Annotated in this window: 23 protein-coding genes; 9 read left to right on the forward strand and 14 right to left on the reverse strand. The window is 67.9% G+C overall.

Annotated elements, in window-relative coordinates; translation table 11 throughout:
• Positions 1-26 precede the first annotated feature (26 nt).
• The 5 genes from proC to ACFXHA_RS24375 all read right to left on the reverse strand — a co-directional run bounded on the left by proC (position 27) and on the right by ACFXHA_RS24375 (position 5,720).
• Positions 27-845, reverse strand: coding sequence for a pyrroline-5-carboxylate reductase (gene proC / locus ACFXHA_RS24355; RefSeq protein ID WP_379360413.1), 819 nt, complete (start codon positions 843-845; stop codon positions 27-29).
• Positions 846-1,024: 179 nt separating this feature from the next.
• Positions 1,025-1,846: a thioesterase family protein gene (locus ACFXHA_RS24360; RefSeq protein ID WP_379360415.1), complete on the reverse strand. Its 822-nt coding sequence runs from the start codon at positions 1,844-1,846 to the stop codon at positions 1,025-1,027.
• Between the two features lie 154 nt (positions 1,847-2,000).
• The gene (locus ACFXHA_RS24365; protein WP_379360417.1) at positions 2,001-2,930 is read right to left on the reverse strand and encodes a sugar phosphate isomerase/epimerase family protein; all 930 of its coding nucleotides are present in this window, start codon (positions 2,928-2,930) and stop codon (positions 2,001-2,003) included.
• Positions 2,931-2,943: 13 nt separating this feature from the next.
• Positions 2,944-4,731, reverse strand: coding sequence for a hypothetical protein (locus ACFXHA_RS24370; protein WP_379360419.1), 1,788 nt, complete (start codon positions 4,729-4,731; stop codon positions 2,944-2,946).
• A complete protein-coding gene (locus ACFXHA_RS24375) occupies positions 4,728-5,720 on the reverse strand; it encodes a hypothetical protein (RefSeq protein ID WP_379360421.1) in 993 nt (330 codons plus the stop codon). Before ACFXHA_RS24375 ends, ACFXHA_RS24370 begins: the two co-directional genes overlap by 4 nt.
• 65 nt (positions 5,721-5,785) lie before the next feature.
• Here ACFXHA_RS24375 and ACFXHA_RS24380 point away from each other — a divergent pair, with 65 nt between their 5' ends.
• From ACFXHA_RS24380 to ACFXHA_RS24400, 5 genes are all read left to right on the forward strand, one after another.
• Positions 5,786-6,694, forward strand: a complete 909-nt coding sequence (locus tag ACFXHA_RS24380) for a hypothetical protein (RefSeq protein WP_379360423.1) — start codon at positions 5,786-5,788, stop codon at positions 6,692-6,694.
• Between the two features lie 100 nt (positions 6,695-6,794).
• Positions 6,795-7,451, forward strand: a complete 657-nt coding sequence (locus ACFXHA_RS24385) for a hypothetical protein (RefSeq protein WP_379360425.1) — start codon at positions 6,795-6,797, stop codon at positions 7,449-7,451.
• A gap of 51 nt (positions 7,452-7,502) precedes the next feature.
• Positions 7,503-8,066 carry a hypothetical protein gene (locus ACFXHA_RS24390; protein ID WP_379360427.1) on the forward strand — a complete coding sequence of 188 codons (564 nt, stop codon included), beginning with the start codon at positions 7,503-7,505 and terminating at the stop codon, positions 8,064-8,066.
• Between the two features lie 26 nt (positions 8,067-8,092).
• Positions 8,093-8,548, forward strand: coding sequence for a hypothetical protein (locus tag ACFXHA_RS24395; RefSeq protein WP_379360429.1), 456 nt, complete (start codon positions 8,093-8,095; stop codon positions 8,546-8,548).
• A gap of 193 nt (positions 8,549-8,741) precedes the next feature.
• Positions 8,742-9,098, forward strand: coding sequence for a hypothetical protein (locus tag ACFXHA_RS24400; RefSeq protein ID WP_379360431.1), 357 nt, complete (start codon positions 8,742-8,744; stop codon positions 9,096-9,098).
• Between the two features lie 172 nt (positions 9,099-9,270).
• Here the strand turns inward: ACFXHA_RS24400 and ACFXHA_RS24405 are convergent, their stop codons facing one another.
• From ACFXHA_RS24405 to ACFXHA_RS24415, 3 genes are all read right to left on the reverse strand, one after another.
• Positions 9,271-9,960, reverse strand: a complete 690-nt coding sequence (locus ACFXHA_RS24405; RefSeq protein WP_379360433.1) for a response regulator — start codon at positions 9,958-9,960, stop codon at positions 9,271-9,273.
• Entirely contained in the window at positions 9,957-11,207 is a 1,251-nt protein-coding gene (locus ACFXHA_RS24410) for a sensor histidine kinase (protein ID WP_379360435.1), read from the reverse strand. The genes ACFXHA_RS24405 and ACFXHA_RS24410 overlap by 4 nt, the downstream gene beginning before the upstream one ends.
• A gap of 164 nt (positions 11,208-11,371) precedes the next feature.
• Positions 11,372-11,779: a winged helix-turn-helix transcriptional regulator gene (locus tag ACFXHA_RS24415; RefSeq protein ID WP_379360437.1), complete on the reverse strand. Its 408-nt coding sequence runs from the start codon at positions 11,777-11,779 to the stop codon at positions 11,372-11,374.
• A gap of 88 nt (positions 11,780-11,867) precedes the next feature.
• On the opposite strand from ACFXHA_RS24415, the gene ACFXHA_RS24420 reads away from it, so the two are divergent.
• The 3 genes from ACFXHA_RS24420 to ACFXHA_RS24430 all read left to right on the forward strand — a co-directional run bounded on the left by ACFXHA_RS24420 (position 11,868) and on the right by ACFXHA_RS24430 (position 14,238).
• Entirely contained in the window at positions 11,868-12,539 is a 672-nt protein-coding gene (locus ACFXHA_RS24420; protein WP_379360439.1) for an NADPH-dependent F420 reductase, read from the forward strand.
• Positions 12,540-12,555: 16 nt separating this feature from the next.
• On the forward strand, positions 12,556-13,119 hold the full coding sequence (locus ACFXHA_RS24425) for a TetR/AcrR family transcriptional regulator (RefSeq protein WP_379360441.1): 564 nt from the start codon (positions 12,556-12,558) through the stop codon (positions 13,117-13,119).
• An 81-nt stretch (positions 13,120-13,200) separates the two neighbouring features.
• Positions 13,201-14,238: a medium chain dehydrogenase/reductase family protein gene (locus ACFXHA_RS24430; protein WP_379360443.1), complete on the forward strand. Its 1,038-nt coding sequence runs from the start codon at positions 13,201-13,203 to the stop codon at positions 14,236-14,238.
• Between the two features lie 93 nt (positions 14,239-14,331).
• Here ACFXHA_RS24430 and ACFXHA_RS24435 read toward each other — a convergent pair whose 3' ends face one another.
• From ACFXHA_RS24435 to ACFXHA_RS24460, 6 genes are all read right to left on the reverse strand, one after another.
• Positions 14,332-16,380, reverse strand: coding sequence for a CocE/NonD family hydrolase (locus ACFXHA_RS24435; protein WP_379360445.1), 2,049 nt, complete (start codon positions 16,378-16,380; stop codon positions 14,332-14,334).
• 264 nt (positions 16,381-16,644) lie between these two features.
• Positions 16,645-17,382, reverse strand: coding sequence for a phosphoglyceromutase (locus ACFXHA_RS24440; RefSeq protein WP_379360447.1), 738 nt, complete (start codon positions 17,380-17,382; stop codon positions 16,645-16,647).
• A 54-nt stretch (positions 17,383-17,436) separates the two neighbouring features.
• Entirely contained in the window at positions 17,437-18,324 is an 888-nt protein-coding gene (locus ACFXHA_RS24445; RefSeq protein ID WP_379360449.1) for an ROK family protein, read from the reverse strand.
• 21 nt (positions 18,325-18,345) lie between these two features.
• The gene (locus ACFXHA_RS24450; RefSeq protein WP_379360451.1) at positions 18,346-18,915 is read right to left on the reverse strand and encodes a YbjN domain-containing protein; all 570 of its coding nucleotides are present in this window, start codon (positions 18,913-18,915) and stop codon (positions 18,346-18,348) included.
• Positions 18,912-20,294 carry a D-inositol-3-phosphate glycosyltransferase gene (gene mshA / locus ACFXHA_RS24455; protein ID WP_379360453.1) on the reverse strand — a complete coding sequence of 461 codons (1,383 nt, stop codon included), beginning with the start codon at positions 20,292-20,294 and terminating at the stop codon, positions 18,912-18,914. The genes ACFXHA_RS24450 and mshA overlap by 4 nt, the downstream gene beginning before the upstream one ends.
• 86 nt (positions 20,295-20,380) lie before the next feature.
• A complete protein-coding gene (locus ACFXHA_RS24460) occupies positions 20,381-21,205 on the reverse strand; it encodes an alpha/beta fold hydrolase (protein WP_379360455.1) in 825 nt (274 codons plus the stop codon).
• 59 nt (positions 21,206-21,264) lie between these two features.
• Between ACFXHA_RS24460 and ACFXHA_RS24465 the strand changes: the two genes are divergently transcribed.
• The gene (locus tag ACFXHA_RS24465) at positions 21,265-21,999 is read left to right on the forward strand and encodes an SDR family NAD(P)-dependent oxidoreductase (RefSeq protein ID WP_379360457.1); all 735 of its coding nucleotides are present in this window, start codon (positions 21,265-21,267) and stop codon (positions 21,997-21,999) included.
• Positions 22,000-22,058: the final 59 nt, after the last annotated feature.

A 22,058-nucleotide genomic window follows, 5' to 3' on the forward strand; every position in this document is an offset into this window, starting at 1 on the left:
GAACGCTTACACCCGCACCGTCAACGTTAGTCCGACGTCGCGCCGAGTTCCATGGAACGACGTTTTGCGGCGTGCAACGCATCGTGGAAAGCCGAACGCACCGCGCCCCGCTCCAACTCCCGCAGACCCGCCGCGGTGGTGCCCGCGGGCGAGGTGACGGCCGCACGCAATTCCGGAGCAGACTGACCCGACTCGTCCAGCAGCGCGGCCGAACCCAGCATGGTCTGCACCACCAGCTGGGTGGCCACATCGCGGGTCAGACCCAGGCCCACCGAGGCGTCGATCATGGCCTCGACGATCAGGAAGAAGTACGCCGGGCCCGAACCCGACACCGCGGTCACCGCATCCATCTGCGACTCCGCGACCGTCACCACCCTGCCGACCGACTCCAGCATCTCGGCGACCAGCGTCAGCTGTTCCTTGCGGGCGTAGCGGCCCGCCGCGATCGCGCTCATGCCCTGGCCGACCAGCATCGGAGTGTTCGACATGACCCGCACCACCGGGAAACCGGCGGGCAGCTTGGACTCCATGCGGGCGGTCGGCACACCGGCGGCCAGCGAGACCAGCACCTGATCGTGGTCGTCGCCCAATTCGGCCTTGCCCAGCTCGGCGACCACGCCGTCCACATCGTTCGGCTTGACCGCGATCACGATGACATCGGCGGACTTCGCGGCATCGGCGATGTTGTCGGTAGCCCGAATACCGAACCGGTCGGCCAGCAACTCCGCGCGCGTCGCAACCGGCTCGACAACCACCAGATCCTTGTTGGCCCGCCCGGACTCGAGCAGACCCGCGATCAGGGCCTCCCCGATCCGGCCGCCGCCGATTACCGCAATCCTCGTCATGGGAAAAGGCTAGCGCCAGGCTCCCGGGGGCTTCGCCCCCGAACCCCCGGAAGCAACTCGGGGGCGCCGCCCCCGAACCCCCGGAGAGGACAGGGGGCAAGCCCTCGAACCCCGGAAGCTGCGGGGATCGAGCGTGAGCGAAGACCGCGAGCACGGTCCGGACGATCCGCCCGAAACGGTCAGCGCGGTTGCGGAATCAGGGCGAGTTGGCGGCTTTGCGCGACGATTGCGCCGGTCGAGTCGATGACGAGTTGGTCCTCATCGAACATGCGGTGGCCTACCTCGCGGCTGTGGGCGATGACGCGCAGCCAGCCGGGGGCCGGGCGACGGCGGAGGTAGGTGGTCATCTGGACCGTGGGGGCCCAGCCGAAGTGGCCGAGGTTCATCGGGACCGGGGGGCTCATGTCGGCGGACATCATGGCGAAGAAGGCGGACACGTCCGGGTCCTGCTCGTCGCCGTCGAAGGGGCGGATCCAGAGGCGCAGGCGGGGTTCGGACTTTTCGCCGGAGAGGAAGCAGGCCCACTTCGGGTCGATGGCGACCGAGGAGCCCTGGGCCACATGGACGAGCTTGCCCATGGGATTGCGCTCGTCGTAGGCGAGGGCGTCGGCCGGAGGTTCCGTGGGCATGTCACCGGCGTGGTCGTCGGCGTACTGCGGATCGGCCTCGTCAAGGTGGCTGAACGTGAGGGCGGTGCGGACCAGGGTGCGGCCGTTCTGGATCAGGCTCGCGTCGGCGAGGGCGATCTGGCGGCCCACCTTGCGCAGCCGGACCTCGTACTCGACCTCGCCGGGATCGGGGGCGCCGAGGAAGTCGGTGCTGGCCGAGATCGGGAACATGCCGGCCTGTTCGGGGGCCGTGCGGCGCAGCCATTCGGTGGCGGCGGCCGCGCTGCCCGCGACGATGGTGCCGCCGTGCACCTTGTTGCCGATGGTCCAGGTGGGCTCGATCAGGCCCGAAAAGCGGCCGAGTTCCGGAGTCGCCGAATCGAGTTCGGTCATGCGGCAGACGCGACTGAATGGCGCATTCGCCAGTTCATTCGTGAAATCCGATTCGACGGTCAACTCCGTTGTCATCCAGCTGTCCTTCCACCGTGTGGTTTGTACAGCGTAAACGGATCCCGCTGTCATTCCGGAACAGTGGTGGGATGAATCACTATCCGCGGTGCGCGGCGGTCGGCTCCGGGGTCGGGGCGGGAGTGAAACCGTTGAGATGGGTGCGGGCGAAGGTCAGCGCGCGACCCAGCATGGCGGCACGATCCATGGTGGTGCGGGCCATCTGGGTGTTCACCTCGATCACCGCCTGACCGTCGAATCCGTTGTGCACCAACATTTCACACAGCTCGGCCACCGGCTGGGTGCCCTCGCCGGGAATCAGGTGCTCGTCGGTGGCGGCGCCACGGCCGTCGGCCAGGTGCAGATGGGTGAGGCCGGATCCCATGCGACCCGCCAGCAGCAGTGGGTCCACGCCCGCCGTGGCGGTATGCGAGGTGTCGAGCGTGTAGTGCCGGAAACCCACATCGGTCGGGTCGTAGGACGGGCTGAAGGTGGTGATCGAGGGGCCGGGGCCGCCGCGCCGCTCCAGGCGCTGAATCGAACTGCCGCGGAACAGGGTGTCGGCGCGCATCGGGAACATGTTCTCCACCGCCACCGCGACCGGGCTCGAATTCTCCAGTTCCGCAACCTGCTTGGCGAAGCCGTCGGCATAGCGCCGTTGCCAGCGGAAGGGCGGATGCACGACCACGGTGGCCGCGCCCAACGCCTCGGCGGTGTGGACGCTGCGGGTCAGCTTCGCGATCGGGTCCGACCCCCAGACCCGTTGCGAGATCAGCAGACACGGGGCGTGCACGGCCAGCACGGGGATGTCGTATTTGTGCGCGAAATGCTGCACGGTGGAAATGGACTGGCTGGCCGGTTCGGCCCACACCATGAGTTCCACACCGTCATAACCGAGTTCGGCCGCGTACCGGAAGGCGGCCTCGGTGTTCTCCGGATACACCGACGCGGTCGAGAGCCCGACCCGGACGTCCCTGCCCCCCGCCCCGTTCTCGGTGCCCGCCCCCTGCGTCTGCCCGAAATTCCCCACTGCTGCTCCCTGCTCAGTTCGTACTGAGTAGAAAGGCTAGCGGTCCGAGCGTGACGAAGACGCCTACGACGACGGCAATCACAGTGGAGAAAATGTCATCGGTGCGCCGCAGCACGCGCACGAGCGCGACCAGGCCGAGAATCACGATCATCGCCAGCGCCAGGGCAACCCACGGGAGCATTTCCCACATGCGCTCGAAGCCCTTGAACAGCAACATGCCCGCGACCGCCGCACCCACGCTCTGGCCGGCGATCACCAGCCACTGCCGCCGGTTCTCGTCCTCGTCGGAACGGCCCTTGGCGCGGGAGCGCGCGGGTGCCGACGACGCGCGTCCGGGCTTGCGGCCGAGCGCACCGGCCTTGCGGGTGAGCGCCGAGAACCGCGCACCCATCGAAGGCGCAGGCTCGTCGTCGTAGTCGTCCTCGTACTCGTCGTCGTCGAGCGGCTCGTAGAAATCGGTGAGATGGTCGTCGGGCTCCGGCTCCGGCGCGACCGGAGCATGGCCGCGGCCACCGCGCCGTTTGCCGCCGTTGCCGGCGGCACGCGAATTGCGCTCGTCCTCGCGGCTCTGCGCATCACGCATCAAATCCCCGGCAACCGATTCACCGGAGAGCAGCTGCTGATCGGAGTCCGCCAGCGACGACCACGCGGCGGTCGGCACCGCGGCCTGATCGGGGACCGGCTGATCGTCACGGCCGGGCCGTCTTCGCGCGGACCACGCCGGAAGGCCGTCGGCCGCACCATGATCGACGCCGCCGCGGCGCTCACCGGGGGGCGCCTGCGGCGGGGCCTGCTGGGCCTCCGCGTGCCGGCGGGCCGAACGCGACATCGGCGGGGCGGCGGGGGCCTGCGGCGGATCGAAGGCCGGACGGCCGTTGCGCGGCAGCGGTTCCGGGCCGGGCGGGGCCCAGGGCTGGGCGGCCGGATTGAATTGGGTGCGGGCCGCATCGTCGAACGGCTGCCGGGGCGCGGGATTGAACGCCGCGGGATTGAACTGGGTGCGCGGGGGCTCGTCGAGCGGCGGGCGCGGGCCGGAGTCCATCGGCCGGGAGGCGCGGGCGGCGATGTCGCGCATCGCGTCGGAGGCGGCGTCGCGGGTCGCCCCGTTGCCGCGGAAGGGGTGCACCTCGTCGGTGGTGTCGTCTTCCGGGTCGTAGCGGCGGCGGCGACCGCCCTCGCGCGGCGGCGCGGGAGTTTCGGTGCCGTTCAGGCGAGCCGGCGAGACGTCGGCATCGAGGGGATCCGGCTTGCGGCGGCGGCCCCCGCCGGTGGAGCGACCGTCCGGCTGTAGCGGGTTCTCGGTCGGCGGCCAGTCCAGGCCGGCGGACCAGTTCTGACCGGACGGCTCGGGTAGTGATGGCGGCTGCGGGGCCGGGGCCAGCGGGTTGTAGTACGAGATCGGACCGGACAGTGGCGAATACGCGGGGTCCGGATCGGGTACCGGGGCGTACGACGAATAGTCCGGCTGCGCCGGGGATGAATAGTCCGGCTGCGCTGGGGATCCGGAACCTGAAAAGTCTGAGTAATCCGAAAAGTTCGAGTAATCAGAATAATTCGAAAAGTTTGAATAGTCCGATTCGTTCGGAGCTGGTTCGGGTGCGGAAGCGGCTACGTCCTCGTCCGGCGCGGCGTGTGAGGACGATCCCGCCTTCACCACCGGAATATCACCGGTCAGTTCCGCGACGGAAATGCCACGGCCACTTCGACGTCTGCGTCCCCCACCACCGGCGGGGGCACCACTCTGCTGCCCGTTCCGCGCCAATAGCTCGGCGACGGACAGCTGACTTGCATCCTCGGTCATCGAGACACCGTTTCGATCGGGCCCGACAGGCCGCTGTCGGGCCTGCCGACTATCGGTTCGCTATCCAGGTCGGTATCCAGCTTGCGCAAGATCAATCCCTCTCGCAGTGCCCAGGGACAGATTTCGAGCGTGTCCAGGGACAGTGCCCGCATACTCGCCTCCGCGACCAGCGCGCCGGCCACGAGTTGTTGTGACCGATCAGAACTAACGCCTTCCAATTCTGCCCGGTCCGCGGCCGTCATTCTCGATATGAACGCAATCAGCTGCCGCAGGCCGGAACTGGTGAGGGTACGCCGAACTCGGGGACCCGCAACAGAGGGGGCGGCTCCGGTCAGCCTGGCCAGCGAACGGAAGGTCTTGGAGGTGCCGACGGCCAGATCCGGGCGGCCCAGCTCGAGTAGCTGCTTGCTGGGCAGCACGAGCTCGGCGTCGAGCCAGTCGCGCAGCACGGCGACGCGGCGTTTGCCCGGCGGGTCGTGCCGCAGCCAGTCCCGGGTGAGCCGGCCCGCGCCAAGTTGCAGGGACAGCGCCACATCCGGGACCTCGTCCGCGCCGTTGCTCATCTCGAGTGAGCCGCCGCCGATATCCAGATTGAGAATCCGTCCGGCGCTCCAGCCGTACCAGCGGCGCACCGCGAGGAAGGTGTGTCGAGCCTCGTCGACACCGGAGAGCACCTTCAGATTGACGCCGGTCTCGCGGCGCACCCGGGCGAGCACCTCTTCGGAGTTCGTCGCCTCGCGGACCGCGGAGGTGGCGAATGCCATCAACTCCACACAGCCGGAAGTCTTTGCGATGCTTGCGAATTCGGCTACCGTAGCGGTCAGCCGAGCCGCGCCCGCGGCCGTGATCCGGCCCTCGTCGTCCATGCTCTCCGATAGCCGCAACGCCGACTTCGTCGAGCTCATAGGCATCGGGTGTCCACCACGATGCGCGTCCACCACGAGCAGGTGGACGGTATTGCTTCCCACATCGAGTACACCGAGCCGCACAAGAACACGGTACTGGGTGCGTCACGACTTCTGGCCAGGCGACTGAGCTGTTAGCGTTCCGCGTTGTGACGACAGGGGCATCGGCGAGCGGACCGACCGGGCTGCGACCAGCGGCGAAGATCGACCCGACGCCCGAGGTGGAACTCGACTTCCCACGGGAATGGATCGAGTTCGTCGATCCAGCTAATGATGAGCACTTGATCGCGGCCGATATGACCTGGCTGCTGTCGCGCTGGACCTGCGTGTTCGGAACTCCGGCATGTCAGGGCATCATCGACGGCCGCGAGAACGACGGCTGCTGCTCGCACGGCGCGTTCCTCTCCGACGAGGAGGACGGCAAGAAGCTGCACGAGGCTGTGAAAATGCTCACACCCGAGGACTGGCAGCTGATGCCGGAGGCCACCGACGACAAGGGCCGGGTCCGCAAGAAGCTGTATCTGGAAGAGGACGACCTCGACGACGAACCGGCGTTGCGCACCCGGCGTTTCGACGGCGCGTGCATCTTCCTCAACCGTCCGGGTTTCTCCGAAGGCATCGGCTGCGCGCTGCACACCATGGCGCTGCGCAAGGGCCTGGAGCCACTCACCGTCAAGCCGGAAGTTTGCTGGCAGCTGCCGATTCGGCGCACCCAGGAGTGGGTGGACCGGCCCGACGGGGTGGAGATCCTGCGCACCGCGATCGGTGAATACGACCGCCGCGGCTGGGGTCCGGGCGGCCTGGATCTGAACTGGTATTGCACGGGTTCACCGGACGCGCACGTGGGCACCCGGCCGGTGTGGGAGGCGTATGCCCCCGAGCTGATCGAGCTGATCGGCAAGCCCGCGTACGACGAGCTGGCCGCGCACTGCAAGCGGCGACAGGGGCTCGGCATCGTGGCGGTGCACCCGGCCACGGTCATCGCGCAGGAGAAGGCCGCGAGCGAGGCCGCGCAGGCTGGCGGCGGCAAAACTGGACCCAAGACCAAGAAGAGTTAGCTGACCGTTCGGTAACTTTCTGAAAACTGAGATTTTCAGAACTAGTGTCACTTACTGTGCGACTGACCCAACCCCTCATGGGTCCAGCACAGGAGAACACATGAGCAAGACTTCGCCCGCACGGCGACATCTCGGCCTCGGCGTGGCCGGTGTCGCCGTCGCGGCCGGGGCCGTCGCGGTTCTGGTGGGTAGCCCCGCACCGGCCGCCAACGCGACCGTCGACACGATCAGCGTCTCGGGCACGGATCACATCGTCGGCCAGACCTACACCCTCAGCGCCACCGTCAGCGGCGCATCGTTCGGTCTGCTCGTCTATTGGACCGACAACGGCCACAACCTCACCGACGTCGGCAAGGTCCCGATGCCGATCGGCCACGCCAGCCTCGACTGGACCCCGAGCAGCGTCGGCCAGCACGTCATCGCGATCTCGCAGGGCAGCAGCACCAAGACGGTGATCGTCAACGTGACCGACGGGTCCACCCCGCCGACCACCACCACGGTCCCGCCGACCACCACCACGACGGTGCCGCCCACCACCACGACCGTCCCGCCGACGACGACCACGGTGCCGCCCACCACCACCGAGCCGCCGACCACCACGGTCCCGCCGACGACCACGGTGCCGCCCACGACGACGACGGTGCCGCCCACGACCACCACCGAGCCGCCGGTCACCACGACGACTCCGCCGACCGCGAGCACCCAGCCCAGCGGTGGCGGCACCGGTAGTGCCAACGGCCTGCCCTTCGGTCTCTGACAGACCTTCCAGTTTCCTCGGGCCGCAGCCCGACGCCTCACAGGAGTACCCATGCGCAGCAACACTTCCGGCCGTGTGATCGGGGCCGGACTGGCCGCGGTGGCCGTCGCCGGCACCGCCGCGATCACGATGACGACCGCACCCGCGAACGCCACCGTCGACGCCTTGAGCAGTTCCAGCACCACGCCGGTCGTCGGCGGCACCTACACCCTCAGTGCCGACCTCTCCGGGAACGACAGCAGCCTGCCGGTCGTCTGGGCCGACAACGGCGTCAACCTCAACACCCCGGCCGAAACGGCGCCCTTCCCGACCGGCCACAGCAGCGTCACCTGGAAGCCCACCGCCGCGGGCCCGCACGTCATCACCCTCACCCAGGGCAGCAGCACCAAGCCGCTGATCCTGACCGTGGCGGATACCTCCGTTCCGACACCGACCTACACCCCGCCGACGCCCGCCAACCCGGCGCAGCCGACCACGACCGCACCGGCCACCACCCAGCCGAACAGCGGTGGGACGGGCAGTGGCGGTTCGGGCAGTGCCGGGACGGGTAGCGCCACCGGCAGTGCGGGCTCGCTGATCAGCGGATTGCTGCACGGACTCCTCGGCAGCAGCTAGTACGGGTCCGGAATCCGGGAGAAACCATGCGCAACACACCATCCGGGGTCGGTGCGCGCCGTGCCGCGGTAGGGCTCACCGGCCTTACCGCGCTGGCGGCCGCCGCGATCATCGCCGCCCCCGCGTCCCTGGCGGCGGTCGACACCGTCAGCGTCGATCAGGGCAATCTGGTGGTCGGCACCACCTACACCGTCTCGGCGACGCTCAGCGGGGCGTCGATCGGCCTGCTGGTGACCTTCACCGACAACGGCCACGACATCGGCGCGCCCAAGATGCCGTGGCCTCCGGGGCACGCCTCGATCGGCTGGAAGCCCGATACCGCCGGAAAGCACACCATCACCGCGTCGCAGGGGCCCAACAGCCAGTCGACCGTGGTGCAGGTGGCGGACGCGTCGCTCGGCTCGGGCTCGTCGAGTTCCGGGAGCGGCTTCGGCCCGGCCGGACCGCTCGGCAGCGGGAGCAGCGGTACCACGGGAAATTAGCGGCCCCGGGTTCGTAGGCGGGGTGTCCGGCAGGTGAACAATCGGTGCCGGCGGCCGACCATCGAATCAGGCTGCGTGGAAGTATATTTCGATTCCCCATCAGCCCGGTGACCTCGGCGTGTGAATAGCCGGAAGTATGCGTGACATCGTCCGGCTATTGCCAATTCACCGGAACGTGTTAGACATCCAGGCCATGATCAAGAAAACCCTCGCCGTCGCGGCACTGGCCGCCGGTGCCGTTATCTCCATTGCGCCGCAAGCGTTCGCCGATACCCCCGATCCGGCCGCGTTCTCCGATCGCACCGCCGATTTCGTGCCCTACAACGATCCCGCCGCGATCGGCGCCAAGGACGCGGGCAAGATGCTCATCGTCAGCCCGTACGGCACCAGCCACACCATCGCCTGCCGCGGCAACGGCGCGGATGTGCCGTGGTACGGCTGCATGCAGCAGGACAACCCGGGCCTGGGCTGGATCATCCTGCAGCAGCAGGAGCTTCCGGGCCTCGGCACCGCATGGGTCGACACCATGCAGTCCGACCCGAACGCGTAGTCCCGGCCCGAACTCGGCGGGGGCAGTACGGACCTGGGCGGGGGATGCACGAATCTCTGTCGGGGAGAAGGCATGAAACCCGCCCGCTTCGGAAAACCGAAGCGGGCGGGTTCTTTTCGTATTCGGGGCGCTAGGCCTCGAGCTCGGGGCGCTAGGCCTCGAGCTCGGGGCGCTAGGCCTCGAGCTTGTAGCCCAGGCCACGCACGGTGACCAGGTGTTCCGGCTTGGCCGGATCCGACTCGATCTTGGAGCGCAAGCGCTTGACGTGCACGTCGAGGGTCTTGGTGTCACCGACGTAGTCGGCGCCCCAGACGCGGTCGATGAGCTGGCCACGGGTCAGCACGCGACCCGAGTTGCGCAGCAGGTACTCGAGCAGGTCGAATTCCTTGAGCGGCAGGGTCACCCCCTTGCCGTTGACCTGCACGGTGTGGCGGTCCACATCCATGCGCACCGGGCCGGCCTCGAGGACGCTGGTCTCGCTGCCGTTGTCGGGCTCCTCGCCCGCGCCGCGGCGCAGCACCGCGCGGATGCGAGCGATCAGCTCGCGCGAGGAGTAGGGCTTGGTGACGTAGTCGTCGGCGCCCAGTTCCAGGCCGACCACCTTGTCGATCTCGCTGTCGCGCGCGGTCACCATGATGACCGGGACGCTGCCGCGAGCGCGCAGCTGCTTACACACGTCGGTGCCGCTCATGCCGGGGAGCATGAGATCGAGCAGGACGATGTCCGCGCCGGAACGGTCGAATTCGGACAGCGCGGACGGGCCGTCGCCCACTACGGTGACCTCGAACCCCTCCTTGCGCAGCAGGAACGCGAGCGGATCGGCCAGCGACTCCTCGTCCTCGACGATCAGCACACTCGTCATCGGGTTGCCTCCACACCGTTGGTTCTGGCCCGCCCGAGGGGACGCTGGCCGTTTTCTTTCTTGGCCACCGGAACACCGGCGGCAAGCTTCTTTTCGACCTGCCCGTTGGAATCGGCAGGGTGGGCCGGGATACGCAGGGTGAACGTCGATCCGGTGCCCAGTTTGCTCCACAGGGTGATCTCACCGTTGTGGTTGGCGGCCACATGCTTGACGATAGCCAGCCCGAGGCCGGTACCGCCGGTGGCACGCGAGCGCGCCTTGTCGGCCCGGAAGAAACGTTCGAAAACGCGCTCCTGGTCCTCCTTGGAAATGCCGATACCGCGATCGGTGACCGCGATATTGACGTAGCCGCCGCGCAGCGCCCGGCTCACCGACACGTGCGAACCACGCGGGGAGTAGGCGATGGCGTTCTCGACCAGGTTGGACAGCGCGGTCACCAGCAACGTCTGATCGCCGAGGATCTCGAGGCCGCTGGTGGCGTCGGTGGAGACGGTGATGCCCGCGGCCTCGGCGACATTGCGGGAGCGCTCGAGGGCCTGGGTGACGACGGTGTCGACGTCCACGGCCTCCAGCTCCGGCAGTCGTTCCGCGCCCTGCAGGCGGGACAGCGCGATCAGCTCGGTGACCATCTTGCCCATGCGGCGGGATTCGCCGTGCAGGCGTTCGCCGAAGTGCCGCACCGAATCCGGATCGTCGGCGGATTCCAGCAACGCCTCGGCCAACAGGCTCATCGCACTGACGGGGGTCTTGAGCTCGTGGCTCACATTGGCGACGAAGTCGCGGCGGGTGGCCTCCATGCGGGCCTGCTCGGAATCGTCGTCCGCGAAGAGCACCACGAAGTTCGGGTTCTCCTGCGACAGCGATCGAGCAACTCCTCGGACAGCGAGGCGGGCGCGGCCGGGCATGGGGATCTTGGCGGTGAGTTCGAACTCCACGTCCTGGCCGTTGGACAGCACCTGTTCGACCGCGGCCCAGGCGCGTTCGTCGAGCAGGCGGTCGTGGACCACGCCCAGTTCCTCGGCGCGCGGGTTCACCAGCACCACGTCGCGGTACTGATCGACCACCGCGATGCCGGATTCCGAGGCGAGCACGATCAGGTCGAGGACCTGCGACATGGTCAGCCCGGTGTCGGTGGCGGCCCGCAGCCGCTCCTGGCGAGCATTCACATACGGAATGAGCAGTCCGCCGACGGCCAGTCCAACTACGGCCGCCAGGACTGCCAAAAGCACGGCCTGTGGAACGCTCACATCTGAATCGTACGGTCGACTAAGCAGGGTCCAACCCGGGGTGCTGGAAGTTTCACGCAGGTCATAGGCACTTCCACCCTTGTTAGCCCGGCGTTTACGCAATGTTCGGTCAGCGTGTCCTCGCTGGTGAGCGGCCTCGCGGCAACCGCGTTCGGGACGACCGTTCAGTCCTCCGGATCGCCGTAGAGAGCCGTGCGCACGGAGTCGCCGTGCCGGTCCGCCCACTCCCCCAGCGCGAAGATCGGGACCAGCAGATCGCGGCCGGCGGGAGTCAGCGAATATTCAACGCGCGGTGGAGCTTCGGCGTAGCGGCGACGTTCCAGCAACCCCATCGCGGTCATCCGGTTCAGGGTCTGGGTGAGCATCTTCTGACTGATGCCGCCGATGGTCCGGCGCAGCTCCACGGGTCGCATGGGCCCCTCGCGAAGTGTGTAAACGATCACAGTCAGCCACGAATTGCCGAAAACGTCCACGGCGAGGCGTGCCGGGCAGTCGGATTCGAGGCCGCCGTATTCCGCGAATTCCACCGGCTCCGCCGCTGATGCCTCCGCTTCGGTGCTCTCGGCCGTCATGAATACAGCCTGCCACCGGCAATGCGCACCCGCGGGTGCGCATCGGGATTCCTAGCGTCGAATCCACCAGCGAGACCAAGGAGTTCACATGCGAATCGGAATCATCGGGGCCGGAGCGATGGCACGGGCACTGGGCGGCGGGTGGGCCGCGGCCGGGCACGACATCGCACTCGGGGCCCGCACATCGGCCCGCGCGCGGGAGGCGGCGACCGCCGTCGGGCACGGCGCGCGCGGCACGAGCATCGAAGAGGCGGCCGGATTCGGAGCGGTGACACTGCTGGCCGTGCCGGTCGAAGCGCTCACCCCGGTACTGCGGGCGGGCGATTTCGGCGGCCGCACGCTGATCGACTGCACCAATGCCTTCGCACCGGATACCGGCGGCTTCGGCCTCTCGGAACCGGCTGTCGCCGAACGGATCGCGGCGAGCGCGCCCGGGGCGCGGGTGGTGAAGGCGTTCAATCTGCTCGCGGCCGAGGTGTGGGCGGGTCCGCATCGCGAGTTCGAGGGTCGACCGTTGACCGTCCCGCTGTGCGGCGACGATGCGGACGCCATCGCGACGGTGGCCGCGCTCGCCAGCGATCTGAAGCTGCACGCCATCCACGCGGGTGGTTTGAGCCGGGCCCGGTATCTCGAGGCCACGTCGGCTTTCGTTGTCGGCCTGTGGTTCTCGGGTCAGGACGCGCGGGCCATGTTTCCGCCGGTGGAGGCCGCTTTCGCGGTTCCGGACGATGAGGAGGGGTTGCGCGGCAACGAAGAGTGAGTGTACGGTCACTCACATGAACCGACGCGGGATCGCACTCTCCACCTCGGATGTTCGACGGGAAGCCGTCCTGGACGCGGCCATCACCGAGTTCGCCAAGACCGGCTTCCACGGGACCCCGATCAATACCGTCGCCGTGACGGCCGGGATCTCGCCCGCGTACGTGTTCAAGCTGTTCCCCAGCAAGGTGGAGTTGTTCGTCGCCGCGCTGGACCGGTGTTTCGAGCGGGTCGAGGGGGCGTTGTCCGCCGGGGCCGCTCGGGTACCGGGCGGCGATCCGGAGCAGGTGCTGCATGAAATGGGCGGCGCCTACGCCGAATTGATCGTCGACAAGTCGCTGCTCATGCTGCAGGTGCACGCCCTCTCGGCGGCCGATGTGCCGGATATCGCCGAGGCCGTGCGCCGCGGCCTGCAACGGGTCACCGAGTTCGCCGAGTCCCGGTCCGAGGGCAGCGGCGAACAGGTGCAGCACTTCATGGCCTACGGCCAGCTGTGTCACCTGATCACCACCCTCGGATTGGACGCGAGCGAAGGCCCCTGGGCCGCCACTCTCACCGCCGGAATCCGCCACTTCAACTGAGCTGCACGCGCCCTCCGACGAGGGCGCTTTCTTTCGACCATCGAGTGATTGACCAGTCACTCATCCTGAAGGGAAAGACCGATGTCGAACATCACCGCCACCGAGATCGTGCTGCCGGGCCGCGTCGAGCCGGAGGGCCTGACCGTCACCGACCGTGAACTGCCGCCGCCCGCAGCGGGCGAGGCGCTGCTGCGGATGGAGGCGACGGGCGTGTCCTTCGCCGAGCAGCAGATGCGGCGCGGCAAGTACTACGACCAGCCCGCGTTCCCGTTCGTGCCCGGCTACGACGTGGTCGGCACCGTGCTCGAGGTCGGGGCCGGGGTGGATCCGGCACTGATCGGCCGTCGGGTCGCCGCACTGACCAAGATCGGCGGCTGGAGCAGTCACCTGACCGTGCAAGCGGGTGATCTGGTGCCGGTGCCGGACGGGCTGGCGGCGGACGCGGCCGAGACCTTCGTCGTCAATGGCATCACCGCGTGGCAGATGCTGCACCGCAACGCGAAAGTCCGTGCCGGGCAGACCATTCTGGTGCACGGCGCGAACGGTGGCGTCGGCTCGACGCTGGTGCAGCTGGCACGCGCGGCCGGCATCCGGGTGATCGGGACGGCGTCGGCACGCAATGCGGCCGCGGTGGCGGCACTGGGCGCGGAGCCGGTCGACTATCGCGGGGATGTCGTCGCGCAGGTGCGGGCGCTCGCGCCGGGCGGGGTGGACGCCGTCTTCGATCACGTGGGCGGGCCCGGAATCGTGGACTCGTTCGAGCTGCTCGCGCCCGGCGGCACCCTCGTTTCGTACGGCAGCGCGGCCACCAAGAACGAGGAGGGCGCTTCCCGGCTGCCGGTGCTGAAGCTGTTCGCCCGGTTGCTGTGGTGGAATGCGCTGCCCAACAATCGGAATGCGTCGTTCTACAACATCTGGGCCGGACGCCGTCGGCTGAGCCGGTTCCGTTCGCGGATCGCCGAGGACCTCGGCGCGGTGCTCGAGCTGGCCGAGCGCGGCGCGCTGCACCCGCAGATCGCGGCCCGAATCCCGTTGCGGGAGGCCGCCCGTGCACTGACGCTCGCCGAATCCGGCACTGTCACCGGCAAAGTCGTCCTGGTCGGCGACACCGAAGCCTGAAAAGGCATGCCACAAAATACGGTGTCCAATAACAAAACCCCGGGTGTGCACGCCGTTGTGCACACCCGGGGCTTCAATCCCGGAGGGACGGATTCACCAGCCGGTGTTACCGCGGACCGGGATGTTCACGAAGCTCGGTCGATCCGGATCGAGCTGCAGGTGTTCGGGCTTGAGGCCGGTGTCGATGAGCATCGGCAGGATGGGCAGGCCCTTGGGGAAGTTGCCCGCGAAAACGTCCACGCGCAGACGGTGTCCCGGCTGCAGCACGGCCTGGGTGGCACCGAGCGCGATATCGAGGGTGGTGGCCTCGCCGGGCACGGTCTCCTGGCGCTGGTCCAGGGAGGTGAGGGCGCGCGGGTCGGTGTAGTCGCCGTTGGCCGAGCGGGTGCTGCGGTCCTCGTCGATCTGGCGCAGCGAGGCCATCAGCGCGCCGGAGCTCAGCACCGTGGAGGTGCCGTCGGGGGCGACGTCATTGACGGTGACGGTCCAGTAGCCGTCGATAGCGTCCTGAACGGTGTTGAGGTGCACCGCGATCGGACCCGAGATGGTGGTGGCCTCGGCCACCGGCGCACTGGTGAAGGTGAGCGCGTTGGTCTCGGCGACGCGAGAGTCCTTGGCGCACATGTCGACCAGGTTCAGGATGCCCGCGGTGGCCTGTGCGGCGTCGTTCGAGCAGATGGTGGAAAGTCCCGGCGCGACCGAAAGCCGGTCGGTGTCGCCGTTCGCGTCCCCGGTGAGCGAGCCGTCGTAGACACTGCCCGCGGTGCCGGAGCGCTGCGAGGACAGGTACATGCGCCGGTAGTCCGCGGCCTCGGAAGCCGGTGCGGTGGGCCCGAATCCGCCCTGGGTGTTCCAGCCGCCGCCCTGCGTCTTGAGGGTCACCGGGCCGTACTGGTCGATGCCGTTGTCGATGCCCTTGAGCCACTTGTCGAACCAGGCGCGCTGCAGCACGTCCAGGCGCGGCGGTGCGCCGACCCGGTTCACGTCGGCTCCGGAGGTGACGTGATACGTGTTGCCCATGAGCAGCTGCTTCTGGCCGGGCGGCAGCGGAATCTGGTTGTAGATCTTGGATTCCGAGTAGGTGAACAGGTCGTGCCAACCACCGGTGACGAAGGTCGGGACCTTGATCTGACTCGGGTCGCCCAGCCATTCGGAGCGTTCCTGGGTCATGCCGTTGAGCATGTCCTTGACGCGCGGGTCGAGGGTGTCCATGTTGGTGCTGGTGTAGGCCGACATGAGCACGTCGAGGTAGCCGAACGGATCGTTGGCACGATCCTGCAGCCACTTGAAGTCGAAGGTGCCCGCGGCGATCGACGCGAGATCCGGCACCCACTTGAGGCCGTTGATCGCACCCAGCCACAGCGGGATGAAGTTGAAGCCGAAGCCGCCGCCGGGCGCGAGCACGTCGTCGATGAGGTCGCTGCCGGGCACGATCGGGAAGATGGCCTTCAGGGAGGGCGGCTGCTTCTCGGCGGCCTGCACCTGGTTGATGGCCGAGTAGGACAGGCCGTTCATGCCGATGCGGCCGTTGCTGAAGCCCTGCTTGGACGCCCAGTCGATGACCTCGACGGTGTCCTGCTGCTCGCGGCCGCGCAGCATGTCCCATTCGCCCTGCGAGAAGCCGGTGCCGCGCACGTCCACGACGACCTGCGTGTAGCCGGACTTGATGAGCTGGCGGTCGACGGAGAAGTTGCGGAGTTCGCCGTTGCCCGCCGCATTGAGCAGTTCACCGAAGCCGGTGAGCGGGGTGCCGTCCAGGCGAATATTGCGGAAGACATTCAGCAGCGCGTCGGACAGGCCGGGAATGGAGAAGGCGCTGTCGGCGATGTTCGACACCAGCTTGGTGTAGGGCGTCAGGTTGACGATGGTCGGCGTCGGGGTGTCGATGCGATGCCCCGCGGCGTCGGCCGGGTGGTAGACGTTCGCCTTCAGGACGGTGCCGTCACTCATGGTGATCGGGACGTCCCAGTCGATGGAGACGTTCGGATACTGCTGCGCCCCATCCTCGCTGGCGGTCCACGCGGCACCGGCGGAACCGCCGTCGGGCCCGGTGGGGGTGTCGGCATCGGCGGTGATGCCGGTCATCGGAAGGAGCAGAGCGGCCGCGGTGGCTAACACCGTGGCCTGTAGCGCGTGCCTCATCGAACGTGATCTACCTCTCGCAAATGGTCGAACGTTCAGCAGCATATCTACTCGGAAGTAAGTTGCAAACCCTAGGTAACAGTTACCCATTTAAACGGGCAACGTCTCGGCAAATTCGATTGCGGCAGTTCGAAATACCCTACGGTCACGTAGTGAGATGCATATCACAGTCGAATGCGAACAAAATGATGCCCCGCCCAATCTGATTGGGCAGGGCATCAATTCGAGGGTTTCAGGGCGAGGCCCTGAGTGCCACGAGAGTTGTTATTTCCCGCCCTGATTCGCGACGGCGGCGGCACCGGCCGCGGCGGCTTCCGGGTCGAGGTAGACGCCCGGGCCCAGCGGGCGCAGGTTCTCGTCGAGCTCGTACTTGAGCGGAATGCCGGTGGGGATGTTCAGCTCGGCGATCTCCTCGTCGGAGATGTTCTCCAGGTGCTTCACCAGCGCGCGCAGCGAATTACCGTGCGCGGCAACGAGAACGGTCTTACCCGCGCGCACATCGGTGGCAATGGTGTCTTCCCAGTACGGGACCATGCGGGCGACGACGTCCTTGAGACACTCGGTCGCCGGGACCTCGATGCCCGCGTAGCGCGGGTCGCCTTCCTGCGAGTACTCGCTGTCCGACTCGATCGGCGGCGGCGGGGTGTCGTAGCTGCGACGCCACAGCATGAACTGGTCGTTGCCGTACTGCTCTTTGGTCTCGGCCTTGTTCTTGCCCTGCAGCGCGCCATAGTGCCGCTCGTTCAGACGCCAGTCGCGGACCACCGGAATCCAGTGCCGGTCACAGGCGTCGAGGGCATTGTTGGCGGTGCTGATGGCACGGCGCAGCAGGGAGGTGTAGACGATATCCGGGAGAATCCCGGCCTCGGCCAGCAATTCGCCGGCACGCTTGCCTTCGGCGACACCCTTGTCCGTCAGCCGGACGTCCACCCAACCGGTGAACAGGTTAAGGGCATTCCATTCGCTCTCGCCGTGGCGCAGAAGCACGAGGGTGTACGTCATGAATGCATCCTCCCACGCGGCGATCTGCCTGCATCCCCGGCCCTCACGCTGCGGTTATGCGCGCTCCAGCGCGAGGATCGCGGCGCCCTGCAGGGTGGCTTGATCGGTCAGTTCGGAAGGCACCACGCGCAGTTCGCGCAGGAACTTCAAGCGGGCGTGAGCTGCGGCGGCCGCCCGCAGCGGCTGCCACAGCAACTCACCGGATTGTGCGAAGCCGCCGCCGATGGCCACCAGATCCGTATCGAGCAGCGCGGCGGCCGAGGCCACGGCCGTCCCGATCGCGGTACCGGCCCGCTCGAGCGCGGCCACCGCGATCGGCTCCCCCGCATGCGCGGCGGCGGAGAGTTCGATACCCGTGGTCCCGGTCCACCCCTGCCGGCGAGCCCAGCGCACCGAGGATTTACCGCTGGCCACAGCCTCCACACAGCCGAAACCGCCGCAGGCGCAAGGCTCTTCCTGACCCGGCACCACGATATGGCCGACGTGCCCGCCATTCCCGGTGCGGCCCATGACAACCCGGCCGTCGGAGATGATGCCGCCCCCGATCCCGGAGGACACCGTCAGCGCGAGCACATTGTCGACCCCGCGCGCGGCTCCGAGCCGCTGTTCGGCCAGCACCAGGCAGACGCCGTCGATGGCGAAACGAATCTCGGCCTCGGGGAACAGTTTCCGCACCGATTCCACGATCGGGAAGCCGTCGACCCATTCCGGGATATTGAGCGGCCCGCAGACTCCGGCGGCCACGTCCACCGGCCCGGCCGACCCGATGCCGACCGAGGTCACCCGAATATCCCCGGCCACCTCCGCCAGCAGGGCCCGGCACGCCTCCCAGACTCCGGACTCCGGCACCGCGATACGTTTCGACTCCCCCACGGTCCCGGCCGGGTCGACCATTGCCGCCGCGAATTTGGTAGCCCCGATATCCAGTGCGAGCGCCGTCATGGTTGGCATTGTGCCAGCCGTTTACTCTTTGTCGGCCGCGTCTACCAGATGTTCGAAAGCGCGCAGGTTCTTCAGTGATTCACCGCGCGAGACCCGCCATTTCCATTCCTTGCGAATGGATTCGGCGAAGCCGAGTTCGAGCAGGGTGTTGAAGTCGGCGTCGACGGCCTCGAGGATCTGGCCGAACCAGCGGTCGAGTTCGTCGGCGGTGACGCGTTCGTTGGCCATGCGGCCGACCACGTAGATGTCGCCGACGCGGTCGATGGTGTAGGCCACGCCGTAGAGGCGGCGGTTGCGTCGCAGCAGGAAGCGGTAGACGCCCTCGAAGTTCTCGTCGGGCTTGCGGCAGACAAAGGACTCCATGCGTACGCCGTGCTTGCCGACGGTGACGCCGATGACGGTCTTGAGCTTGCGCTCACCCGGAAGTACGACTACGAACAGGTCGGGGGCGTCGCGGGTGTATTCGATCTCGCGGTCGCGCAGGGTTTCGTCGATGAGTTGGGCGGTGGCACGGGCGGTTTCATCGTTCAGGCCGCCGCTGCTCGCATGCGGGCGGGGCGTCCAATCCTCCGCGCGCTCGACCTCGCTCATCTACGTAGTGCTCCCGTCCGACGCCGCCACAACGCCAGCGATCTGGCGTGATTGCTGTCGGTGTGCAGGTTACTCGGGAGCGGCCGCACGACCCGAGCCTGGGCGAGGGCGGCGGAGTAGCTGTCGAGCAGTGCGTCGGCGGTGTGCGCCCAGGAGAAGTTGGCGGCGTGGCCGACGGCGGCCAGGCCCATCGCCTCGAGCCGGCCCGGATCGTCCAACAGCGAGTGCAGGGCGGCAGCCCAGGTGCCGGTCTCGTGTCCGGGGACGAGCAAACCGGTGACACCGTCGTGCACCGCGGTGCTCAGCCCGCCGACGTCGGCGGCGATCACGGGGGTGCCGCTGGCCTGCGCCTCGATAGCGACCAGGCCGAAGGATTCGTTGTAGCTGGGCACGGCGACCAGGTCGGCGGCCCGGTAGACCTGCACCAGGCGGTGTGCGGGCTGCGGCGGCAGGAAGGTGACGCGGTCCGAAATGCCCAGGGCCGCAGCCAGTTCGATCAGTGCCTCGGGCTTCTTGAGGCCGCTGCCGGAGGGTCCGCCGACGATCACGACGCGCAGCGGGCGCTCGGGCGCGGTGGGCCGGGCGGCCTCCTCGGCCAGCACCTGGGCGGCCGCGCGGACCAGCACGTCGGGGGCCTTGAGGGGTTGGATGCGCCCGATGAAGGCGACGATGCGCTCGTGCGCGGGCAGGCCGAGTTCGATGCGGGCGGCGAGCTTGTCGCCGGGCTGGTAGCGGTTGAGGTCCGCGCCGGGCAGGGCGACATCGATGTGGGCCGGGTCCGCGCCGTACAGCTCGACCAGCTGCCGGGCTTCCTCGGCGGTATTGGCGACCAACCGGTCGGCCTCGGCGACGATCTGCTTCTCACCGATCTCACGCACCGCGGGCTCGGGGCAGTCGCCCTCGGCGAGGTAGGCGTTCTTGACCGCGGCCAGCGTGTGCGCGGTGTGGATCATGGGCACCCGCCACCGGTCCCGTGCCAGCCACCCGACCTGACCCGAGAGCCAGTAGTGCGAGTGGATGAGGTCGTAGTGGCCGGGCAGATTGTGGGCCTCGGTGCGCAGCACCTCGGCGGCGAAGGGGCACAGCTGGGTGGGCAGGTCGTGCTTGTCGAGCCCCTCGAAGGGGCCCGCGACGACATTGCGAACCAGGACGCCGGGCGCGGCCTCGACGACCGGTTCATCGGCGGAGGAGGTGGCCCGGGTGAAGATCTCGACCTGGGTGCCGCGCCGGGCCAGTTCGATGGCGGTCTGCAGCACGTAGACGTTCATGCCGCCCGCATCGCCGGTCCCCGGCTGGGCCAGTGGTGAGGTATGCACCGATAGCACGGCAATCCGATTGGGCCGTACGTCCGGTCGTTGACTCACCACTCCAGTGTGCACAGGGGTAGTAACACCCCATGCACGGGTTACCTTCCCAAGTGACCTGCTTCACAAGGATTTTCGTCAGCGTGAATGCAATTCGGCTATCACCGCAGGTCGCTCGCGAAAGTAGTGATTTCGGACACGAACCGCTCGGGATCTTCGATGAAAAGACCGTGCAGCGAACCCTCCCAGTACGAGGTCCGGGCGGTCGGGACGTTTTCGGCGATATAGCGGCCGTTCTCGATCGGAACGACCGGGTCTTCGGTGCCGTGCAGGACCAGGACCGGCACGTTCAGGCTGCGCAGGGTCTCGGTGTTGTCGACTGTGCGATAGAACAAGGCCTTGCGCACGCGCGGCAGGGTGGCGATGCTGCCGCCGAACAGGCGCTGGGCGTCCACGCCCTTGTCATGGCCCGGGCCGGTATTGGCATTGCCGAAGGCCCCGAAACCGCGAATGGCCTTACCCGCGCTCTCCTCGAAGACGTCCGGAATAGCCTTGCCCATGCCCGGTCCCGTCCCCGCTCCTTCCACGCCACGGCCGATATTGGCCTGTGAACCGGTGTAGACGACACCCGCTAGAGCGGCGGTTCCATAAGCGGTGAGGTAGTCCGACAACACAATGCCGCCGTAGGACCAGCCGAGCAGGATCGCGCCGGAGGTGACGTGCTCGGCCGCGAGCACGGCGGCGATGTCACCGGCCCAGTTCTTCGGATCGTCGTATCCGGTCTCGGGGGCGTCGGAGTAGCCGTGGCCACGCAGGTCGACGGCGATCACGCGGAAGTGTTCGGCGAGCAGGTCGGCCGCGCGTCCCCAGTTGCGCAGGTTTCCGGCCCAGCCGTGCAACAGCACCAGCGGCCGCGCCCCTTCCGGACCGGTCATCCGGTAGACGATGGTCGTGCCGTCCGCGCTCACTACATCCCGAATAGCCATACGAGTGAGGCTAACCACCCGCGACGCACCGCCGACACGCCCTGCTTAAGCTCAGAGGCATGAGCACTCGTACCGCTGTGGTGACCGGAGCCAGTTCGGGTATCGGCGAGGCAACCGCCCGCGAACTCGCCAAGCAGGGGTACCACGTGTACGTCGGTGCCCGGCGGCTCGATCGGCTCGAGCAGCTGGCCGCGGAGATCGGCGGGACCGCGCTGGCGCTGGATGTGACCGACGAGGAGTCGGTGCGCGTCTTCACCGAGGCGGTCGAGACCTGCGATGTGCTGGTGAACAATGCCGGCGGCGCGAAGGGCCTGGCCCCGGTGCTGGATGCGGATCTGGACGACTGGCGCTGGATGTGGGAGACCAATGTGCTGGGCACGCTGCGCCTCACGAAGGCGTTGCTGCCCAAGCTGATCGCCTCCGGTGACGGCCTGATCGTCACCATCACCTCGGTCGCGGCAATGACGGTGTACGACAACGGTTCCGGCTACACCACGGCCAAGCACGCGCAGGCGGTGCTGCACCGGACGCTGCGTGGTGAGCTGCTCGGGCAGCCGGTGCGGTTGACCGAGATCGCGCCGGGCGCGGTGGAGACGGAGTTCTCGCTGGTGCGTTTCGGCGGCGATGAGGAGCGCGCGGCGAATGTGTACAAGGGCATCGATCCGCTGGTGGCACAGGACATCGCGGAGATCATCGGGTTCGTGGCGTCGCGTCCGCCGCACGTCAATCTGGACACCATCGTGGTGAAGCCGCGTGATCAGGCCGAGTCGGGTCGTTTCGCGCGTCGCAGCTGATGCGTTGTGCCGCACTGTAGTTCAGCTCACATGATCTGAATTATAGATTTTTCAAAACC

The sequence above is a fragment of the Nocardia sp. NPDC059240 genome (assembly GCF_042753865.1).
In the GTDB taxonomy this organism is placed as follows: Bacteria; Actinomycetota; Actinomycetes; order Mycobacteriales; family Mycobacteriaceae; genus Nocardia.

Coding starts and splice junctions, on each gene's coding strand:
- ACFXHA_RS24405 (WP_379360433.1), bottom strand. CDS start 9,960: ATGACGAGTGTGCTGATCGTCGAGGACGAGGAGTCGCTGGCCGATCCG.
- ACFXHA_RS24445 (WP_379360449.1), bottom strand. CDS start 18,324: ATGACGGCGCTCGCACTGGATATCGGGGCTACCAAATTCGCGGCGGCA.
- ACFXHA_RS24370 (WP_379360419.1), bottom strand. CDS start 4,731: ATGACCGAGGATGCAAGTCAGCTGTCCGTCGCCGAGCTATTGGCGCGG.
- ACFXHA_RS24385 (WP_379360425.1), top strand. CDS start 6,795: ATGAGCAAGACTTCGCCCGCACGGCGACATCTCGGCCTCGGCGTGGCC.
- proC (WP_379360413.1), bottom strand. CDS start 845: ATGACGAGGATTGCGGTAATCGGCGGCGGCCGGATCGGGGAGGCCCTG.
- ACFXHA_RS24460 (WP_379360455.1), bottom strand. CDS start 21,205: ATGGCTATTCGGGATGTAGTGAGCGCGGACGGCACGACCATCGTCTAC.
- ACFXHA_RS24415 (WP_379360437.1), bottom strand. CDS start 11,779: ATGACGGCCGAGAGCACCGAAGCGGAGGCATCAGCGGCGGAGCCGGTG.
- ACFXHA_RS24395 (WP_379360429.1), top strand. CDS start 8,093: ATGCGCAACACACCATCCGGGGTCGGTGCGCGCCGTGCCGCGGTAGGG.
- ACFXHA_RS24400 (WP_379360431.1), top strand. CDS start 8,742: ATGATCAAGAAAACCCTCGCCGTCGCGGCACTGGCCGCCGGTGCCGTT.
- ACFXHA_RS24420 (WP_379360439.1), top strand. CDS start 11,868: ATGCGAATCGGAATCATCGGGGCCGGAGCGATGGCACGGGCACTGGGC.
- ACFXHA_RS24465 (WP_379360457.1), top strand. CDS start 21,265: ATGAGCACTCGTACCGCTGTGGTGACCGGAGCCAGTTCGGGTATCGGC.
- ACFXHA_RS24440 (WP_379360447.1), bottom strand. CDS start 17,382: ATGACGTACACCCTCGTGCTTCTGCGCCACGGCGAGAGCGAATGGAAT.
- ACFXHA_RS24435 (WP_379360445.1), bottom strand. CDS start 16,380: ATGAGGCACGCGCTACAGGCCACGGTGTTAGCCACCGCGGCCGCTCTG.
- ACFXHA_RS24430 (WP_379360443.1), top strand. CDS start 13,201: ATGTCGAACATCACCGCCACCGAGATCGTGCTGCCGGGCCGCGTCGAG.
- ACFXHA_RS24425 (WP_379360441.1), top strand. CDS start 12,556: ATGAACCGACGCGGGATCGCACTCTCCACCTCGGATGTTCGACGGGAA.
- ACFXHA_RS24390 (WP_379360427.1), top strand. CDS start 7,503: ATGCGCAGCAACACTTCCGGCCGTGTGATCGGGGCCGGACTGGCCGCG.
- ACFXHA_RS24360 (WP_379360415.1), bottom strand. CDS start 1,846: ATGACCGAACTCGATTCGGCGACTCCGGAACTCGGCCGCTTTTCGGGC.
- ACFXHA_RS24450 (WP_379360451.1), bottom strand. CDS start 18,915: ATGAGCGAGGTCGAGCGCGCGGAGGATTGGACGCCCCGCCCGCATGCG.